Below are 17,178 nucleotides of genomic sequence, written 5' to 3' on the forward strand. Positions count from 1 at the left end.
CCGGCGGATCGTCGTTCGGCATGGACAACCGGCGGGCCGTGGTGACTCGAAACCATGCGGACGTCGACGCGCGTGGGAGGCGAGATGGCCGAGGTCACCGTCAACGGCACGACCCGACCCCTGGCGGGCACGCCCGTGCACTGCACGGCGCTGGACTTCCTGCGCGGCCTCGGGCTGACCGGCGCGAAGGAGGGCTGCGCCGAGGGTGAGTGCGGCGCCTGCTCGGTCCTGGTCGCCCGCCCCGACGGCCGCGACGGCGCAGGCAGCGCGTGGACCGCCCTCAACTCCTGCCTGGTCCCCGCCGCGGCGCTCGACGGCCAGGAGGTCGTCACCGCCGAGGGGCTCGGCGACCCGGGCGACCTGCACCCGGTGCAGCGCGAGCTCGCCGACCGCGGTGGGTCGCAGTGCGGCTACTGCACGCCGGGCTTCGTCTGCAGCATGGCCGCCGAGTACTACCGGGCCGGCCGCCGGGCGAACGGCCGTGCCGACCACGAGCACGGCCCCAACGGCTTCGACCTCCACGCGCTGAGCGGCAACCTGTGCCGCTGCACCGGCTACCGGCCGATCCGCGACGCCGCCTGGGCGCTCGGCGACCCGGACGTCGCCGACCCGCTCGCCGTCCGCAGGACCTCCCCGGCGCCCGCTCCGGCCGCCACCCGGCTCGCGGACGGCGTGGGCGAGTTCGTCCGGCCGGCGTCGCTCGCGGAGGTGCTCGGCCTGCTCGCCGGGCACCCGGACGCGACCGTCCTCGCCGGCGCCACCGACGTCGGCGTCGAGGTCAACCTGCGCGGCGCCCGGCCGGCGTACGTCGTCGCGGTCGACCGGCTGCCCGAGCTGCGGGCGGTGAGCCTCGACCCGATCGAGATCGGCGCCGGCCTCACGCTCAGCGAGGTCGAGCGGGCGCTCGACGGCGCGGTGCCGCTGCTCGACCGGGTGTGGCCGCAGTTCGCGTCGCGGCTGATCCGCAACGGCGCGACGATCGGCGGCAACCTCGGGACCGCCTCGCCGATCGGCGACCTCCCGCCTGCGCTGCTCGCCCTCGAGGCCACCCTCGTGCTCAGCTCGGCCGACGGCGACCGTGAGGTGCCGCTGGCGGACTACTTCACCGGCTACCGCGAGACCCTGCTGCGGCCGGGCGAGCTGATCCGTTCGGTGCGGGTGCCGCGGCCGCTCGCGGGCCTGACGGCCTTCCACAAGATCTCCAAGCGCCGGTACGACGACATCTCCAGCGTGGCCGTCGCCGTCGCGCTGGACGTCACCGACGGCGTCGTCACCCGGGCCCGGATCGGCCTGGGCGGGGTCGCCGCGACACCGATCCGCGCGCGGGCGACCGAGGCCGCGCTCGAGGGCCGGCCCTGGACCGAGGCGACGGCCGACGACGCGGCCGCAGTGCTCGCCGGCGAGGGGACGCCGATGGACGACCACCGCGCGAGCGCGGCGTACCGCGCCGCGATGCTCGGCCAGTCGCTCCGCAAGCTGTGGGCGGAGGTCACGGCATGAGGGCGAGCGTGGGCCTGCCGCTGACGCACGAGAGCGCCGCGCTGCACGTCACCGGGGCCGCGCTCTTCACCGACGACCTGGTGCTGCGCACACCGCGGCTGCTGCACGCCCACCCGGTCCAGGCTCCGCACGCGCACGCCCGGGTCACCCGGCTCGACGTGGCGCCGGCGTACGACGTGCCGGGCGTGGTGCGGGTGCTCACCGCGGCCGACGTGCCGGGCGACAACGACGCGGGGATCAAGCAGGACGAGCCGCTGTTCCCCGACGAGGTGATGTACCGCGGGCACGCCGTCTGCTGGGTGCTCGGCGAGACCCTCGAGGCCGCGCGGCTCGGCGCCGCGGCGGTGCAGGCCGACTACGACGTGCTGCCGGCGATCGTCAGCGTGACCGACGCGATCGCGGCGGAGAGCTTCCAGGGCGCCCGGCCCACGGTCGAGCGCGGCGACGTCGAGGCGGCGCTGGCGAGCGCCGCGCACGTCTTCTCCGGCGTCACCGAGATGGCCGGGCAGGAGCACTTCTACCTGGAGACCCATGCCTCCCTCGCCCTGGTCGACGAGGCCGGGCAGGTGTTCGTGCAGTCCAGCACGCAGCACCCGACCGAGACCCAGGAGATCGTGGCGCACGTCCTGGGCCGGCACAGCCACGACGTCACCGTGCAGTGCCTGCGGATGGGTGGTGGCTTCGGCGGCAAGGAGATGCAGCCGCACGGGTTCGCCGCGGTCGCGGCGCTCGGCGCGACCCTCACCGGCCGCCCGGTGCGGCTCCGCCTGACCCGCCAGCAGGACATCACGATGACCGGGAAGCGGCACGGGTTCCACGCCACCTGGCAGGTGGGCTTCGACGAGGGCGGGTGCCTCCAGACGCTGGACGTCACGCTCACCTCCGACGGCGGCTGGTCGCTCGACCTCAGCGAGCCGGTGCTGGCGCGGGCGCTCTGCCACGTGGACAACGCCTACTGGATCCCGCACGTCCGTGCGCACGGCCGGGTCGCCCGCACCCACAAGACCTCGCAGACCGCGTTCCGTGGCTTCGGCGGGCCGCAGGGGATGCTCGTGATCGAGGACATCCTGGGCCGCTGCGCGCCCCGGCTCGGGGTCGACCCGATGGAGCTGCGCCGCCGGAACTTCTACGTCGCGGGCCAGAGCACGCCGTACGGCCAGCCGGTCCGGCACCCCGAGCGGGCCGGCCTGGCCTGGGACCAGGTCGTCGTCGAGGGCCGGGTGCGGGAGCGGCTCGCGGAGGTCGAGGCGTTCAACGCCGCGCACCCGCACAGCAAGCGCGGCCTGGCGGTCACGCCGGTGAAGTTCGGCATCTCGTTCAACTTCACCGCGTTCAACCAGGCCGGGGCGCTCGTGCACGTCTACAAGGACGGCTCGGTGCTGATCAACCACGGCGGCACCGAGATGGGCCAGGGCCTGCACACCAAGATGATCCAGGTCGCCGCCACCGCGCTCGGCGTACCGCTCGAGCGGGTGCGGCTCGCGCCGACCCGCACCGACAAGGTGCCCAACACGTCCGCGACCGCCGCCAGCTCGAGCGCCGACCTCAACGGCGGCGCGGTGAAGGACGCGTGCGACCAGATCCTCGCGCGGCTCGAGGGCGTCGCGGGCGACACGTGGGAGGAGCGGGTGCGCTCGGCGTACCTCCAGCGGATCCAGCTCTGGGCCGCCGGCTTCTACCGGACCGAGGGCATCCACTGGGACGCCGCCCTGATGTCCGGGCACCCGTTCAAGTACTTCGCGTACGGCGCGGCCGCGGCCGAGGTCGAGGTCGACGGGTTCACCGGCGCGTACACCACCCGCCGGGTCGACATCGTGCACGACGTCGGCGACAGCCTCTCGCCGCTCGTCGACGTCGGGCAGATCGAGGGCGGCTTCGTGCAGGGCGCCGGCTGGCTGACGCTGGAGGACCTGCGCTGGGACGACGCCGACGGCCGGCTGCTGACCCAGGCGGCGAGCACCTACAAGCTGCCGAGCTTCAGCGAGATGCCGCCGGAGCTGCACGTCACGCTGCTGCCGATGGCGCACGAGGACGGTGCCGTCTACGGCTCCAAGGCCGTCGGCGAGCCGCCGCTGATGCTCGCGTTCTCGGTGCGCGAGGCGCTGCGCCAGGCGGCGGCCGCGTTCGGTCCGCCCGGCACCAGCGTCGAGCTGGCGTCCCCGGCGACCCCCGAGGCGGTCTACTGGGCCCTCGAGCGGGCCCGGTCGTCCGCCGAGGTTCTGGTCCGATGAGCTGGCTGGACGCGGTGGCGAGACTGCGCCGCGAGCGGGTCCCGGGCGTCCTGGTGACGGTGGTGTCCGCGCGCGGCCACGCGCCCCGCGACGCCGGCGCGAAGATGGTCGTCTCGCCGGACGCCACGTGGGGCACGGTCGGCGGCGGCAACCTCGAGGAGACGGCGATCGCGCGGGCGCGGACGATGCTGGCCGGGACCGCCGGGGCCGCGCCCGAGACGATGACGATCTCGCTCAGCGACAAGGCGCGCACGGAGCACGGCCGCCAGTGCTGCGGCGGCGAGGTCACGCTGCTGCTCGAGCCGCTGCCCGTCGTACCCGCCGTGGCGGTCTTCGGAGTCGGCCACGTCGGGCTCGAGCTCGCGCGGATCCTGGCCCGCCACGACCTGGAGCTGCACCTCGTCGACTCGCGCCGCGACCAGCTCACCGACGACCGGCTCGGCTGCCTGTCCGACGCGGTGGCGTCGGTGCACGTGCACCACTCGCCGGTCCCGGAGCTGGTCCTCGGGTCGGTGCCCGGCGGCGCCCACGTGCTGGTGATGTCGCACGACCACGCCGAGGACTTCGCGATCTGCGACGCCGCGCTGCGGTGCGGGCACCTCGGCCCGATCGGGCTGATCGGGTCGGCGGCGAAGTGGTCCCGGTTCCGGTCCGGGTTGCTGGTCGAGGGACACGACGCCGCAGTCGTGGACGCCATCACGTGCCCGATCGGCGACCCGTCGCTGCCCGGCAAGGAGCCCGCGGTCGTGGCGCTCTCCGTGGCCGGGGCGATGCTGCGCGAGCTCGCGCTCGTGGCGCCATGACCCTGGTCCGCGCCCGGGTGATGGACACCCCGGAGGACCCGTTCACCGGGGGCACGCTGCGGCACGGCGAGGACGCCGGACTGCTGGTCACCGAGGGCGTGATCACGGCCCGCGGGGCCTACGGGTCGCTGCGGGCGACGTTCCCGGACGAGGAGGTGCTCGACCTGCGCGGCGGCGTGCTGCTGCCGGGCTTCGTGGACACCCACGTCCACTACCCCCAGGTCCGGGTGATCGGGTCGCTCGGGCTGCCGCTGCTGGAGTGGCTGGAGCGCTGTGCGCTCCCCGAGGAGTGCCGGCTGGCCGAGCCGTCGTACGCCGAGGCCGTGGCCCGCGAGTTCGTCGGCGGCCTGGTCGCCGCGGGCACGACGTCCGCGCTGGTGTTCGGCTCGCACTTCGCGCCCGCCGTGGACACCCTCTTCGCGGAGGTCAGCCGGGTCGGGCTGCGGGTCACCTCCGGGCTCGTCGTCAGCGACCGCGCGCTTCCCGAGCCGCTGCTCACCACGCCGGACCGTGCCTACGAGGAGGCGCGTGCCCTCGCGGCCCGGTGGCACGGCGAGGGCCGCACCCGGTACGCCGTGACGCCGCGCTTCTCGTACTCGACCTCCGAGGCGACCCTCGACGCCTGCGCCGCCGTGCTCAAGGACGAGCCGGGCACCTGGTTCACCTCGCACGTGAACGAGAACCCGGCCGAGGTCGCCGCCGTCAACGCCCTGTTCGCCGACGCCCTGCATTACGTCGGGACGTACGATGCGCACGGGCTGGTCACCGAGCGCTCGGTGCTCGCCCACAACGTGCACGCCACCGACGACGAGCTCGTCCTCCTGGCCGGCCGGGACGCCGCCGTCGCGCACTGCCCCAGCAGCAACTCCGCGCTCGGCAGCGGGCTGTTCCCGCTGCGCCGGCACGTCGAGCACGGCGTGCGCGTGGCGCTCGGGTCCGACGTCGGCGCCGGCACCGGCTTCTCGATGCTCAAGGAGGGGCTGCAGGCCTCGTTCATGCAGGCGCTGCTCGGGCCCGACGGACTGCTCCTGACCCCGGCCCACCTACTCTTCCTCGCCACCCGCGCCGGGGCGCTCGCGCTCGGCCTCGAGGTCGGCGACCTGGGCGTGGGAAGGGAGTTCGACGCGGTGTGGATCGCGCCGGGGCCCGGCAACCCGCTCGACGTCGGCCTGCGGCACGCGGCCTCGCCCGAGGACGCGCTGGCCAAGGTCTTCGCGCTGGGCACGCCCGCCGACGTCGCCGGGGTGTGGGTGGCGGGGGAGCGCCTCTAGCATTCCGGCTCGTGATCCCTGCACGCCTGCTCGCCGCCGTGTCGGCGGTCCTCTGGGCCTTCGTGTTCTTCGGCCTGATCGACCTGTCGGTCCCCCTGGACAAGACCCCGGGGTTCTACGAGAGCTACCTGCTCGAGACCGGGTGGGGCGTCCTCTACACGTTCCTCGTCGGGGCGGCCTTCGCCGCGCTCGTGGTCCGGCCGGTGCTGGTCCTCCCGGCGGTCCAGGTGGGGCTGGTCGGCCTGGCCCTGGGCGTGACGGCGGTGGCGAGCGGCTCCCTCGTGCAGCTGGTGCCGGCCGTGCTGCTGGTCGGCAACGCCTACGCGGTCCTGCGCCTGGCGGGCCTGCGCCTGCCTGCCGGACCGGTGCGACTCGACCCGGCGCTGACGGTCCTCACGGCCGTGCTGCTCGTCCCGGCCGCGGTCTTCGCCGTCGACATGGTCGACGGCTACCGGTCCGGGCGGCCGCCGACCGACGACGACACGTGGGGCATCGACCACTGGCCGACCCAGGCGGCGCTGGCGTTGGCCGTGGTCCTCGTGTCAGCGGCGGTGGCCGCCGGAGTCCGTGGCCGGTGGCCCGGCGCCGGGCTGAGCGCGGCGTGCGTGGTGCTCACCACCGGATGGTTCGGGGTCGTGTCCGCGGTGTACCCGGACCACGCCGGGAGCATCGGGACGCCCTGGGGCCCGGCCCTCGTCGCGTGGGCGCTCCTGTTCGCCGCCACGACCGCCTGGCGGCATCACGTGCGGCGTTGACGCCTCTAGGATCGGCTGTCGTGCGCATCCGGCTCGACCTCGCCTACGACGGCACCGACTTCCACGGCTGGGCAGCCCAGCCGGGGCTGCGGACCGTGCAGGACGAGCTGACCCGCGCGCTCGCCACCGTGCTCCGGGTGCCGTCGATCGCCGTGGTGTGCGCGGGTCGCACCGACGCCGGCGTGCACGCGCGCGGCCAGGTGGTGCACACCGACCTCGACGACCCGCCGGCTCCCGAGCTGCTGGTGCGCCGGCTCAACGGCATCCTGCCGCCCGACGTACGGATCCGGGCCGCGGTGGAGGCGCCGGCGCACTTCGACGCGCGCTTCGGTGCGCTGTGGCGGAGGTACGCCTACCGGATCGCGGACCGGCCCGCCGTGGTCGACCCGCTCGTCCGCTCCCACGTGCTCGCCTGGCCGCGGCCGCTCGACGTGAACGCGATGAACGCAGCCTCCGCAGTGCTGGTCGGGCGGCACGACTTCGCGTCGTTCTGCAAGCAGCGCGAGGGCGCGACGACGATCCGCACGCTGGAGGAGCTGTCCTGGGCACGCGACGGCGCCGGGCTCCTGGTCGGCACGGTCCGCGCGGACGCGTTCTGCCACAGCATGGTCCGATCGCTCGTGGGCTGCCTGATCGCGATCGGCGAGGGCCGCAGGCCGGTCGCGTGGGCCGAGGAGATCCTGCGCGCGGAGACGCGGGACCCCGCGGTCGCGGTCGTGCACGCGCACGGCCTGACGCTCGAGGAGGTGGCCTACCCGGCCGACGAGGAGCTGGCGGCCCGGGCCGAGCAGACCAGGGCGAAGCGGGTCCTCGGTGAGTGACGAGCACTACTTCAGCGCCGACCCCTCGGTCGCGTTCCGACGCGCCCCGGTCTCCGCGTCGGTGTGGGGCCACGAGCTCGCGCTCACCAGCGGGTCGGGGGTCTTCGCCCAGGGACGCGTGGACATCGGTACGTCGATCCTGTTCCGCGAGACCGAGCCGCCTGCGCCCGGCCGGATCCTCGACCTCGGCTGCGGGTACGGCGTGATCGGGCTCGCCATCGCGGCCGCGGTGCCCGGGTCCTCGGTGACCGGCGTTGACGTCAACGAGCGGGCGGTGCTGCTCGCGAACGAGAACGCTGCCGCGCTGGGTCTGGCCGACCGCTACACCGCCTCGACCCCCGGGGGAGTGCCCGCGGACGCGACGTACGACGAGATCTGGTCGAATCCGCCCATCCGGATCGGCAAGGACGCGCTGCACGAGCTGCTGCTCACCTGGCTGCCGCGGCTGTTGCCCGGCGGCCGCGCCGTGCTGGTGGTGGGCAAGAACCTCGGCGCGGACTCGTTGCAGCGCTGGCTCACCGACCAGGGCTTCCCGACCGAGCGGCTCGCCAGCGCGAAGGGCTTCCGGGTGCTGGAGACACGCGCGGCCGGGTGACGGATGATCGAGTCGTGCGCGAGCTCAACGTCCCGGAACGACCCCGACCGAGCTGGCTGCCGGGTGCGCTGATCGGCGTGGCCACGGGCCTGCTGCTCAGCTGGATCTGGTGGTACGGCGCCTGGGACGTCGCGCTCGCGGTCACCTTCGTGTTCGCGGGCCTGGTGGCCGCCGTGCTCGCCGGGGCGCCGGGCTGGCGGTCGTTCGCCACCGGGTTGCTCGTCGCCGCGGCCGTCACCGGTGCGGCGGTCGTGTTGCTCACCGGGTGAGCCGGCGGGGTCAGCGGACTCGCTGGCTGCGCCGCCACCGCTCGGGGGTCGTGCCGTAGCGAGCCCGGAACCGCCGGACCAGGTAGCTCGCGTCGCGCAGCCCGGTCCGGCTCGCCACGACCCCGAGCGGCAGGTCGGTCTCGCGCAGCAGCCGCCGCACCTCGGTCATCCGCCGCTCGGTGATCCACTCCAGCAGCGGCCGGCCGGTCCGTTCGCGCACGATCGTGGTGAGGTGCCCGGGCGTGTAGCCGAGGGCGCGGGCGACGTCCGCGGCGGAGACGGGCTCGCGGAACTGTGCCTCGATCTCGTCGAAGACGCGCTCGACGAGCGGGTCCGGGGCGTGCGACCCGGCCGGGGCGAGTCGCGCGGCCGCGACCAGGATCCGGGTGAGCAGGCCGGCGACGGCCTCCCGGGCGGCCAGCCGCTCGGGGTGGTCGAGCTCGTCGGCCAGCTCGATGAACCGCGCCGTCCAGGCGGTGCGGTCCGCCGCCGGGACCACGCCGTGCCCCGCGCGGGCCGCGAACAGCGCCAGCACGGGGTGGTTCGCCCAGGTCAGCGGGGACACGGTCGCCAGCGCCGGCACGGCGTCGGGGGTGAACGCGACCGACCAGGCCCGGCACTCCACGAGCTCGGCGGCCGGTGTGAGTCCGACGACCTGGCCCGGGGACAGCGCGTGCACCTCTCCCGGACGCAGTGGCCGCTCGGCGCCGTCGACGGTGATCGACCCCCGGCCGGACTCGACGTACATCAGGGACAGGAAGTCGTGGGCGTGCGGACGCTCCGGTGGCTGCCAGCCGCCGTGCGCGGGGTCGTCCACGCGCACGACCGCGACCGGCGGCCGGCCCGGGTGGTGGTCGTGGCGGTAGACCGGCGTCCCGTCCGGGCGCACCGTGCGCAGGCTGGCGTTCGGCCGTGCGCCGCCGACCGAAGAATGTCCCACCACTTCCCACCTTTGTGATGCCGGTGAACCGCAAGATGTCCAAGACTGCAGAGATCCCTCCAGTCCTATCACAGGAGTACCGATGACATCCCCGCACGAGGTCCGGGTCGTCGACCACCGCACCCCCGAGGAGCGCGGGCGCAGCTTCCTGCCCGGTGCCGGGCGGGGCTGGCTGCTCCCGTTCTACGACGTCCTCACCCGCGCGGCCGCCGTCCGTCCACTGCACCGGCGAGTTGTCGAGATCGCGGGCATCGGGCCGGGCCAGGCCGTCCTGGACGTCGGCTGCGGCACCGGCAACCTGTCCTTCGCCGTGCTCGCGGCCGAGCCGACCGCCCGGGTGAGCGGGCTGGACCCCGACGGTGCCGCCCTGCGCAGGGCGGCGCGCAAGGCCCGGCGGCGCCGGGTCTCCCTCGACCTCGGCCAGGGCTACGCCGACCGGCTCCCGGCCGCGGCCGCCTCGCTCGACCACGTGGTCTCGTCCCTCGCGCTGCACCATGTCGACGAGGACGGGCGTCGCGGCTTCGCCCGGGAGGCATTCCGAGCGCTCCGGCCGGGTGGACGGCTCACGATCCTCGACTTCGGCGGCGCGGGGCACGGCGCCGGCGACGACCACGGCGCGGGCGGGCACGGGCACGGCCGCGGCCATGCGCTGAGGCACGTCACCGGCCCGCTGCGCTCGCGGGTGGTGCCGGCCGAGCTCGTGGCGCCCAACCTCGACGACGGCATCCCCCTGCTCCTCGCCGAGGCGGGGTTCGAGGACGCCCGCGAGGTCGCCCGGCTCGACCACCGGTTCGGACCGGTCACGTTCGTGCAGGCGACGCGTCCCTAGGCCGGGTGCCGCAACCGGGCGGCCTGCCGGGTGAGGTGGTCGCGCTCGGCGGCGTTCGTCGCGAGGCCCGCGGCCTCGGCGTAGAGGGTCGCGGCGGTGGTGAGGTCGCCGGCGCGCTCGTGGAGCCACGCGTTGACGGCGGTACGCCGCGGTACGTCGGCCGGCACCTTCGTCAGCTCGCGGAGTCCCGCCAGCGGCCCGTCGGCCTCACCGACCGCGACGGCCCGGTTCAACGCGACCACGGGGGAGTCGGTGAGGGCCAGCAGCTCGTCGTACCACTCGAGGACCTGCGTCCAGTCGGTCTCGGCCGCCGAGCGGGCGTCGCAGTGCAGGGCGGCGATGGCGGCCTGGCACTGGTACTCGCCGAGCCGGTCCTGCGCGAGCGCGGCCTGGAGGATCTCGACGCCCTCGGTGACCAGTGTGGTGTCCCAGGCCGAGCGGTCCTGCTCCGCGAGCGGGACGAGCGCGCCGTCGGCGCTCCAGCGGGCGGCGCGGCGGGCGTGGTGGAGCAGCATCAGGGCGAGCAGGCCGCCGACCTCCGGCTCCGAGCTGGCGTGGGACAGCATCCGGGTCAGCCGGATCGCCTCCGCCGCGAGGTCGACGTCACCGGAGTAGCCCTCGTTGAAGATGAGGTAGAGCACCTTGAGCACCCGACCCAGGTCGCCGGGTGCGCCGACGCCCGCGGTCGCGACGGTGCGCTTGGCGCGGCTGATCCGCTGGCCCATGGTCGTCTCGGGGACGAGGTACGCCTCCGCGATCTGCCCGGTCGTCAGGCCACCGACCGCGCGCAGCGTCAGTGCGACCGCCGACGTCGGCGTCAGCGACGGGTGGCAGCACAGGAACAGCAGCTCCAGCGTGTCGTCCTGGTCCTCGGCCGGACCCGGCGCCGGCTCCTCGTGCAGCCGCTCCTCCCGGGTGCGCCGGGCGGTGTCGGACCGGGTCGCGTCGAGGAACTTCCGCCAGGCGACGGTGATCAGCCATGGCTTCGGGTCGTCGGGCGGGGCGTCCGGCCAGCGGCGTACCGCCTCGACGAGGGCTTCCTGGACGGCGTCCTCGGCCGCCGCGAAGTCAGCTCCGCGCCGGACGAGGACACCGAGGACCTGGGGCGCCAGGTCCCGGACCAGCTCGTCCATCACTCGGTGACGATCGGCGGCTCCTCCATGAAGGGCCGCACCTCGATCCACTCCCGGATCGGCACGCCGCCGGGTCCCGGCGCCGAGGACAGGAAGGCCGCCGCCTCGTGCGCGCGCTCCACGGAGTCGACGTCGATCACCATCCAGCCGGCGATCAGGTCCTTGGTCTCCGCGAACGGCCCGTCGGTGACCGGCGGCCGGCCCTCGCCGTCGTACCGCACGAAGGTGCCCTCCGGCGACAGCCCCTGGGCGTCCACGAACTCGCCGCGCTCCCGGAGCTCGTCGGCGACGTGGCGCATGAAGGCGATGTGGTCCGAGACCTCCTGCGGCGTCCACTCGTCCATCGGTGCGCAGTCGATCGGCTTCGCGCCGCGGTAGTGCTTGAGAAGCAGGTACTTCATCGTGGGTTCTCTCCTCGGGCTCGTGCGCCCCATTGTGGTGGCACGTCCCTGGGACGGAGCCGGGACACGGTTCTCGACATCGGCCGTCGAGGTCGGTGCGTAGAAACCTCGGCGCCGTCGACGAGCTCGAGGCCCGGGCCGTGGCCCAGGCCGACAGGCGCAGCCGCCTCGGTTCACGGTCAGCGGACAGGCATGGCCCTCACTCCGATCAGCGCGGGCTGGGCGGCGGCACTGGTGGCGGCGGCACCTGACTCCGGTTCGGTGAGGACTCCGCATCCGGATCCGTAGCTCTTCGCGCGGTTCGCGGCGTTGGGCGCTCGCAGGCACGACGGCCCGCCGGCCGGTCTGTGGTGGAGGTTCGTCCGACCGGTCGGTCTAGGGGCGTCGGTGGAACCTGGTGTGGTGTTTCGGGCAGAGCAGCCGGCCGTGCTCGACGTCGGTGGGTCCGCCGCGGCTCCACGGGATGTCGTGATGGGCGTGGCACATCGCCGGTGGCCAATCGCAGCCGGGTTCGGTGCAGTGCTGGTCCCGGATCGCGATCGCGGTCCGTTGGGACTTGGTGTGGAACCGGCGGGTGCGGCCGAGGTCGAGGACCTCGGAGGTGCCGCCGAGCACGGCGGGGATGATCCCGGCCTCGCAGGCCAGCCGGCGGGCCTGCGAGGCGGTGATCTTCTCCCCGGTGTCCAGCAGCGCGGCCTGCTCGAGCTTCCCGAGCAGGCTGTCGAGCGTCATGGTGACCACGATGGTGGCCGAGACGCCCCCGGTCTGGGGGAGCTGGTGGGCGGGGTAGCGCTCGATGAGCTCGCAGAACGCCCGGCCCCTCCGTTCGGGGCCCGGGCGCAGAGGGACGCCCGGTTCCTGCGGTTCCAGCCGTTTGGGGGCGGCGATCGCGAGCAGCATCTTCTTCAGCGCGGCACCGTGGAAGGATGGGACGGTGAACCGGCCGTGGCACTTGCCGTGCCCGTCGTCGACCATGACCAGCTTGGTGGCGAGCAGCGCGTCGCGTTCCTCGCGGGCGAGCTGCCGCGCTTCGTAGGCGTCGGCCAGCTCCGGTGCCACCACGTCCATCAGCCGCTTGCCCAGGACCCGCAGGGTCGGGGCGGTGTGCTCCCGTCCAGCGGCCACCAGGTGCCGCTCCGCCCGGTCCACCAGGGCGGTGTCGAGGTCCCCGGGCAGCTGGGCGAGCGCGGCGACGATCACCCGGGCCTGATCGACCACCAGGTCACCCGCGGCGAGCGCGTCCCGGACATGGCCGCGGGTCACCATGGCCTGGCCGAGCCTGACCTGGCCGAGCACCACCGGCTTGGTCTGCCGGGTCCGGTGCGCCCACGTATCGACCTGTTCGTCGTCGGCGTGCTCGGCGACCCGGGCCTCGAGCTCAGCCACCTGCGCCTTCAGCCGGGTGATCGAGACGAGCGTGGCCGTGGTCTCCGCGGGCTCCATGGACCACACCGACGCATCGCTCACCGCATCCAGTACGGCGTGGGCGTGGGCGACCGCCACCGAGACTCGGTGTCGAGGTGTGGCCATCGCTGTCATGGCTCTACTCAAGCACCGGCCACCGACACCGAGAGGCCCAGAACCCCATGTTCCACAGGGTCCTGGGTAACGAACAGGTCACGATTCCGAGCCGCTTTCCACAGCCGGCGCGACCCCCCGGGACCGCACGCAGGAAAGCCGGGAACCGGCGACGACCACCCACCCACCCTTCCCGTAGCTGCCCTGTCGGTCGCAACCACCCACGGCCAGGAAGCCACGGACACGGGGCCAGGACCCGAAAGCCGGGAGCCGGCGGGGACCACCCGCCGCGACGAGACCGAACTGGTCACGATCGCCTGGCTTCGAGTCCATCCGGCCGACCCCGCGAGGGCAACCATCGGCGGCCCGACGTCCCAGCCGAGCTCGCTGCTGGAGCGCTGGCGGCATCCGGGCACGGTCTCGAAGGATGCGGATCCGCCGATGGTCGGGTGTCGTCGGAATCAACGACGTCACGGGGATCGGGGTGGGTCGATGACAGGATCGGTGCGTGTCTGTCACCACGGGTGTGCCTGCAACCTCGGACCCTGCGGCCCGGGCGCGCCGTCGTCGCAACCTCGTCCTGGCGGCCATGGTCGCAGTCGTACTAGTAGCGGCGGGCGCGATGGCGTGGCGCTGGTGGACGCACCCGTCGGCATTCAGTGGCCTCGGCGACTCCTACAGCTCTGACCCGCTCCCTCTGTCTGGTGCGGCTCTCTCGACGACCGTCATCTTCCCTCAGGCCAGCGGCTCCCCTGAGCAAGTCACGATTGACGGGCTCGACGCGACGTTCTCTAGCAATACCGCCAAGGCTGATGCCACGTTCTGGCTCTGCCATATGGCTGGGGGCGAGGAGCCGATCGGTTCGGTGCACGACCCAGGCTCGGTTTGCAGCACCATCGAGGCGTTCAAGCCACCCATGCGTTTCGACTACGGGGTGGCACCGCACAGTGACTACCTCTTCGTCACGCTGACGCCGACCCGACGGGGCGTTGCTCACCTCAAGGCGGTCGATGTCGACTACCAACGTTCGGCCGACCACTTCTACCAACAAGGAACGCAGACCATTCGCGTTGACCGGACGATCACCGTGCGCTGACCGCACTCGAACGCCGTCGTGTGCGCGTCCGCCAGCACGGATCTGCAGCCGCGATCCGAGCATCCGCTCGGGCCGAGATCCGCGCGCCGATCTGCGTCATCCCACCGGGTGCCGGCGCACGGCAGAAGGCACTCTCGTCGGGTACGCCGAGCAGGGCGCTCGATCCATGACCTGCCGCTCACGGCCTCACGATGACGTGCTCGCAGCCACTCAGCTCGTCGGTCGCCTCCGATCGCACGCGGTAGACCACGACGTCATGTCCCGGCCCGCACTCGATCGCGTCCGGGTCGCCGTCCGCGCGGACGACGATCCGGTCATCGCCGAAGCCGGCATCGGTCTTGTCGGCGCCCCGACCGGGCCAGATCCTGTCGCTGTCCGCATCGCCGAACAGGCGATCGTTGCCCGACCTGCCCCAGATCCTGTCCGGGCCCGGACCTCCCTGCAGAGGCCGTTCGCCGCCGGGACCACCCCACATCCGGTCTGACCCACTCAGCCCGAGGCCGTAGTCGCCACCACGACCGAAGTGAAGCGCGTCGTCGCCACCCGACCCGTTGAGGAAAGTCCAGCCCCGAACCTCCCCGCAAGGTGTTGTTGCCCGGATCGCCGAACAGGAAGTCCGGCCCCCCCCGAGGCCACGGATGACGTCGTCTCCGGCGCGGCCCTCGATCCAGTCGTGATGCGCGGTACCGCGGATCCGGTCGTCATGGGGAGTGCCGATGATGTCCGCCGACACCGGTGCGGCGACGCCGACGGCCGCCGCCGGAGCCAAGAACCCGGCGGAAGTGCTTGATACGCGCATCGCAGGAATCCCTCCGATCCAGCATCACTCGTCCACCACCCATCATGGGCGCGAGATGAGCATCTGGGAACGTCGAGGGAGTCCGGCCACCCGTCGCCCGGACCGAGCGATCGGCTACCCGTGCAGCACCCTGCGGAACAGTGCGGTGGTCTCGTCGGCTGCCGCGCGCGCCGCGGCGGAGTGCGCGCTCATGTCGAAGAAGCCGTGGATGAGTCCGGCGAACCTGCGGACCTCGACCGGTACGCCGGCGTCGGCGAGCGCGGCGGCGTACGCGAGGCCGTCGTCGCGCAGCGGGTCGAACTCGGCGACCACCACGACGGCGGGCGGCAGGCCCTCGAGGCGGCCGTGCAGCGGTGCCAGCCGCGGGTCGTCGCGGGCGGCCTGGGCGAGGTGGCCGGCGTACTGCTGGTCGAACCAGATCATCGCGTCGAGGTCGAGGAAGTAGCCCTCGGCGTTCTCGGTCTGCGACGGGTACCGGCCGTACATGTCGGTCACGGGGTACATCAGCAGCTGGCCGGCGAGCGCCACCCCCTCGTCCCGCATCGCCTGGGCGGCGACGGCGGCCAGGTTGCCGCCGGCGCTGTCGCCCGCGACGGCGAGCCGGTCGGAGCCGCCGAGCTCGGCGACGCGCGTAGCGGCCCATCGGGTGGCGGCGACCGCGTCCTCGACAGCGGCCGGGAACGGGTCCTCCGGCGCGAGGCGGTAGTCGACGGCCACGACCACGGCCTCGCAGCCGGTGGCCAGCGTCCGGGCGTTGAGCTCGTGGGTGTCGAGGTCGCCGATCACGAATCCGCCGCCGTGGAACATCACGACGGTCGGCAGCGGGCCGGCGAGGTCGGGACGGTAGATGCGCGCCCGGCGGCCGCCGGACCCACCCGGGACCGTCGTCTCCTCGATCGACGCGACGGCGGGCAGCGATGCGGGGTCGCGCATGTCGACCGTCAGCGCCCGGAAGCCGCGACGGGCCTCCTCGGGCGTCTGCTGGGACATCGGCGGGTGCCCGGCGCCGGCGATCAGCTGGAGCAGTACGGCGAGCTCGGGGTCGAGGGGCACGGCTCTCTCCTGTCAGACGAAGGCGTTCACGCCGGTCTCGGCGCGGCCGATGAGCAGCTTCTGGATCTGGCTGGTGCCCTCGTAGAGCGTCATCACGCGGGCATCGCGCAGGTACTTCTCGGCGGGGTGCTCGTCGACGTACCCGGCGCCGCCGTACACCTGGATCGCGTTGTTGGCGGCGCGTACGGCGGCCTCGGACGCGAACAGCTTGGCCTTCGAGGCGGCGGTGCCGAACGGCTCCCCGCGGTCGATCAGGTCGGCGCACCGCCAGACCAGCAGCCGGGCCGCGTCCGCGTCCACGGACATGTCGGCGATCAGGGCCTGGACGAGCTGGAAGCCGGCCAGCTGCTTGCCGAACTGGGTCCGCGAGGTCGCGTACGACACCGACGTCTCCAGGCAGCCCTGCACGATGCCCACGCAGCCGGCGGCGACCGAGACGCGGCCCTTGTCGAGGCTCGTCATCGCGATCTTGAAGCCCTGGCCCTCCTCGCCGAGGCGGGCCGAGGACGGCACCCGCACGTCGGACAGGAACAGCTCCGCGGTGGCCTGCCCGCGCAGGCCGAGCTTGCCCTTGACCTCACGGGCCTCGAAGCCCGCCGCGTCGGTCGGCACGAGGAACGCCGTGACGCCGCGGGGTCCGTCGTCGCTGGTGCGCGCGAAGACCAGCGCCACGTCGGCCCAGGTGCCGTTGGTGATGAACAGCTTCTGCCCGTTGAGGACGTAGTCGTCACCGTCCCGGCGCGCCCGCGAGGTGAGGTTGCCGGCGTCGGACCCGGTGTCCGGCTCGGTCAGCCCGAAGCAGCCGAGGGACCTGCCCGACGCGATCCGCGGCAGCCACTCCTGCTTCTGCTCCTCGGTGCCGAACCCGAGCACGGACTTGCCGAACAGCCCGTTCGAGACCGAGACGATGCCGCGGAGCGCCGAGTCGGCGCGGCCGAGCTCCTCCATGCCGAGCACGTAGGTCAGGTAGTCGCCGCCGAGGCCGCCGTACTCCTCGGGGATGGTGAGCCCGAAGAACCCGATCTCCGCCATCTTCGCGATGATCTCCAGGTCGACGGACTCGTCGCGGTCCCACTGGGTGCGGTGCGGCACCGCCTCGCGGTCGAGGAAGTCGCGGGCGAGGTCGCGGAACGCCTGCTGCTCGTCGGTCAGGGTCAGGTCCAC

17 protein-coding genes are annotated in these 17,178 nt (G+C 73.6%); 10 read left to right on the plus strand and 7 right to left on the minus strand.

Annotated features, from left to right (window positions below; all coding sequences use genetic code 11):
• The first annotated feature begins 54 nt into the window (after positions 1-54).
• The 8 genes from ACVW2K_RS07035 to ACVW2K_RS07070 are packed head-to-tail and all read left to right on the plus strand — an operon-like array spanning position 55 to position 8,245.
• Positions 55-1,500, plus strand: a complete 1,446-nt coding sequence (locus ACVW2K_RS07035) for a xanthine dehydrogenase small subunit (RefSeq protein ID WP_457202016.1) — start codon at positions 55-57, stop codon at positions 1,498-1,500.
• On the plus strand, positions 1,497-3,731 hold the full coding sequence (locus tag ACVW2K_RS07040; RefSeq protein WP_457202017.1) for a xanthine dehydrogenase molybdopterin binding subunit: 2,235 nt from the start codon (positions 1,497-1,499) through the stop codon (positions 3,729-3,731). Before ACVW2K_RS07035 ends, ACVW2K_RS07040 begins: the two co-directional genes overlap by 4 nt.
• On the plus strand, positions 3,728-4,534 hold the full coding sequence (xdhC, locus tag ACVW2K_RS07045) for a xanthine dehydrogenase accessory protein XdhC (protein ID WP_028636373.1): 807 nt from the start codon (positions 3,728-3,730) through the stop codon (positions 4,532-4,534). The genes ACVW2K_RS07040 and xdhC overlap by 4 nt, the downstream gene beginning before the upstream one ends.
• Positions 4,531-5,805, plus strand: a complete 1,275-nt coding sequence (locus ACVW2K_RS07050; RefSeq protein ID WP_028636372.1) for a guanine deaminase — start codon at positions 4,531-4,533, stop codon at positions 5,803-5,805. The genes xdhC and ACVW2K_RS07050 overlap by 4 nt, the downstream gene beginning before the upstream one ends.
• Before the next feature lie 11 nt (positions 5,806-5,816).
• A complete protein-coding gene (locus tag ACVW2K_RS07055; RefSeq protein WP_028636371.1) occupies positions 5,817-6,560 on the plus strand; it encodes a hypothetical protein in 744 nt (247 codons plus the stop codon).
• Between the two features lie 20 nt (positions 6,561-6,580).
• Positions 6,581-7,381 (plus strand): tRNA pseudouridine(38-40) synthase TruA, encoded by an 801-nt coding sequence (gene truA / locus ACVW2K_RS07060; protein ID WP_457202018.1) that lies wholly within the window; start codon positions 6,581-6,583, stop codon positions 7,379-7,381.
• Complete coding sequence (locus ACVW2K_RS07065) at positions 7,374-7,976, plus strand: class I SAM-dependent methyltransferase (RefSeq protein WP_457202019.1); 603 nt, start codon at positions 7,374-7,376, stop codon at positions 7,974-7,976. Before truA ends, ACVW2K_RS07065 begins: the two co-directional genes overlap by 8 nt.
• 14 nt (positions 7,977-7,990) lie before the next feature.
• Complete coding sequence (locus tag ACVW2K_RS07070) at positions 7,991-8,245, plus strand: hypothetical protein (RefSeq protein WP_028636368.1); 255 nt, start codon at positions 7,991-7,993, stop codon at positions 8,243-8,245.
• Between the two features lie 10 nt (positions 8,246-8,255).
• Here ACVW2K_RS07070 and ACVW2K_RS07075 read toward each other — a convergent pair whose 3' ends face one another.
• Positions 8,256-9,185: an AraC family transcriptional regulator gene (locus ACVW2K_RS07075; protein ID WP_457202020.1), complete on the minus strand. Its 930-nt coding sequence runs from the start codon at positions 9,183-9,185 to the stop codon at positions 8,256-8,258.
• An 82-nt stretch (positions 9,186-9,267) separates the two neighbouring features.
• On the opposite strand from ACVW2K_RS07075, the gene ACVW2K_RS07080 reads away from it, so the two are divergent.
• Positions 9,268-10,014 (plus strand): class I SAM-dependent methyltransferase, encoded by a 747-nt coding sequence (locus ACVW2K_RS07080; protein WP_457202021.1) that lies wholly within the window; start codon positions 9,268-9,270, stop codon positions 10,012-10,014.
• On the opposite strand, the gene ACVW2K_RS07085 is transcribed toward ACVW2K_RS07080, so the two are convergent.
• The 3 genes from ACVW2K_RS07085 to ACVW2K_RS07095 all read right to left on the minus strand — a co-directional run bounded on the left by ACVW2K_RS07085 (position 10,011) and on the right by ACVW2K_RS07095 (position 13,087).
• On the minus strand, positions 10,011-11,147 hold the full coding sequence (locus tag ACVW2K_RS07085) for an RNA polymerase sigma factor (protein ID WP_457202022.1): 1,137 nt from the start codon (positions 11,145-11,147) through the stop codon (positions 10,011-10,013). The genes ACVW2K_RS07080 and ACVW2K_RS07085 overlap by 4 nt on opposite strands.
• Entirely contained in the window at positions 11,147-11,548 is a 402-nt protein-coding gene (locus tag ACVW2K_RS07090; protein WP_028636364.1) for a YciI family protein, read from the minus strand. The genes ACVW2K_RS07085 and ACVW2K_RS07090 overlap by 1 nt, the downstream gene beginning before the upstream one ends.
• 375 nt (positions 11,549-11,923) lie before the next feature.
• Positions 11,924-13,087, minus strand: a complete 1,164-nt coding sequence (locus ACVW2K_RS07095; RefSeq protein ID WP_457202023.1) for a DUF222 domain-containing protein — start codon at positions 13,085-13,087, stop codon at positions 11,924-11,926.
• Between the two features lie 487 nt (positions 13,088-13,574).
• Here ACVW2K_RS07095 and ACVW2K_RS07100 point away from each other — a divergent pair, with 487 nt between their 5' ends.
• Positions 13,575-14,162, plus strand: a complete 588-nt coding sequence (locus tag ACVW2K_RS07100) for a hypothetical protein (RefSeq protein WP_028636361.1) — start codon at positions 13,575-13,577, stop codon at positions 14,160-14,162.
• Between the two features lie 178 nt (positions 14,163-14,340).
• Here ACVW2K_RS07100 and ACVW2K_RS07105 read toward each other — a convergent pair whose 3' ends face one another.
• The 3 genes from ACVW2K_RS07105 to ACVW2K_RS07115 all read right to left on the minus strand — a co-directional run bounded on the left by ACVW2K_RS07105 (position 14,341) and on the right by ACVW2K_RS07115 (position 17,178).
• Entirely contained in the window at positions 14,341-14,961 is a 621-nt protein-coding gene (locus tag ACVW2K_RS07105) for a calcium-binding protein (RefSeq protein WP_457202024.1), read from the minus strand.
• Positions 14,962-15,075: 114 nt separating this feature from the next.
• On the minus strand, positions 15,076-16,014 hold the full coding sequence (locus tag ACVW2K_RS07110; protein WP_457202025.1) for an alpha/beta hydrolase fold domain-containing protein: 939 nt from the start codon (positions 16,012-16,014) through the stop codon (positions 15,076-15,078).
• Positions 16,015-16,026: 12 nt separating this feature from the next.
• Positions 16,027-17,178, minus strand: coding sequence for an acyl-CoA dehydrogenase family protein (locus tag ACVW2K_RS07115; protein ID WP_457202026.1), 1,152 nt, complete (start codon positions 17,176-17,178; stop codon positions 16,027-16,029).

It is taken from the genome of Nocardioides sp. HB32, assembly GCF_054058995.1.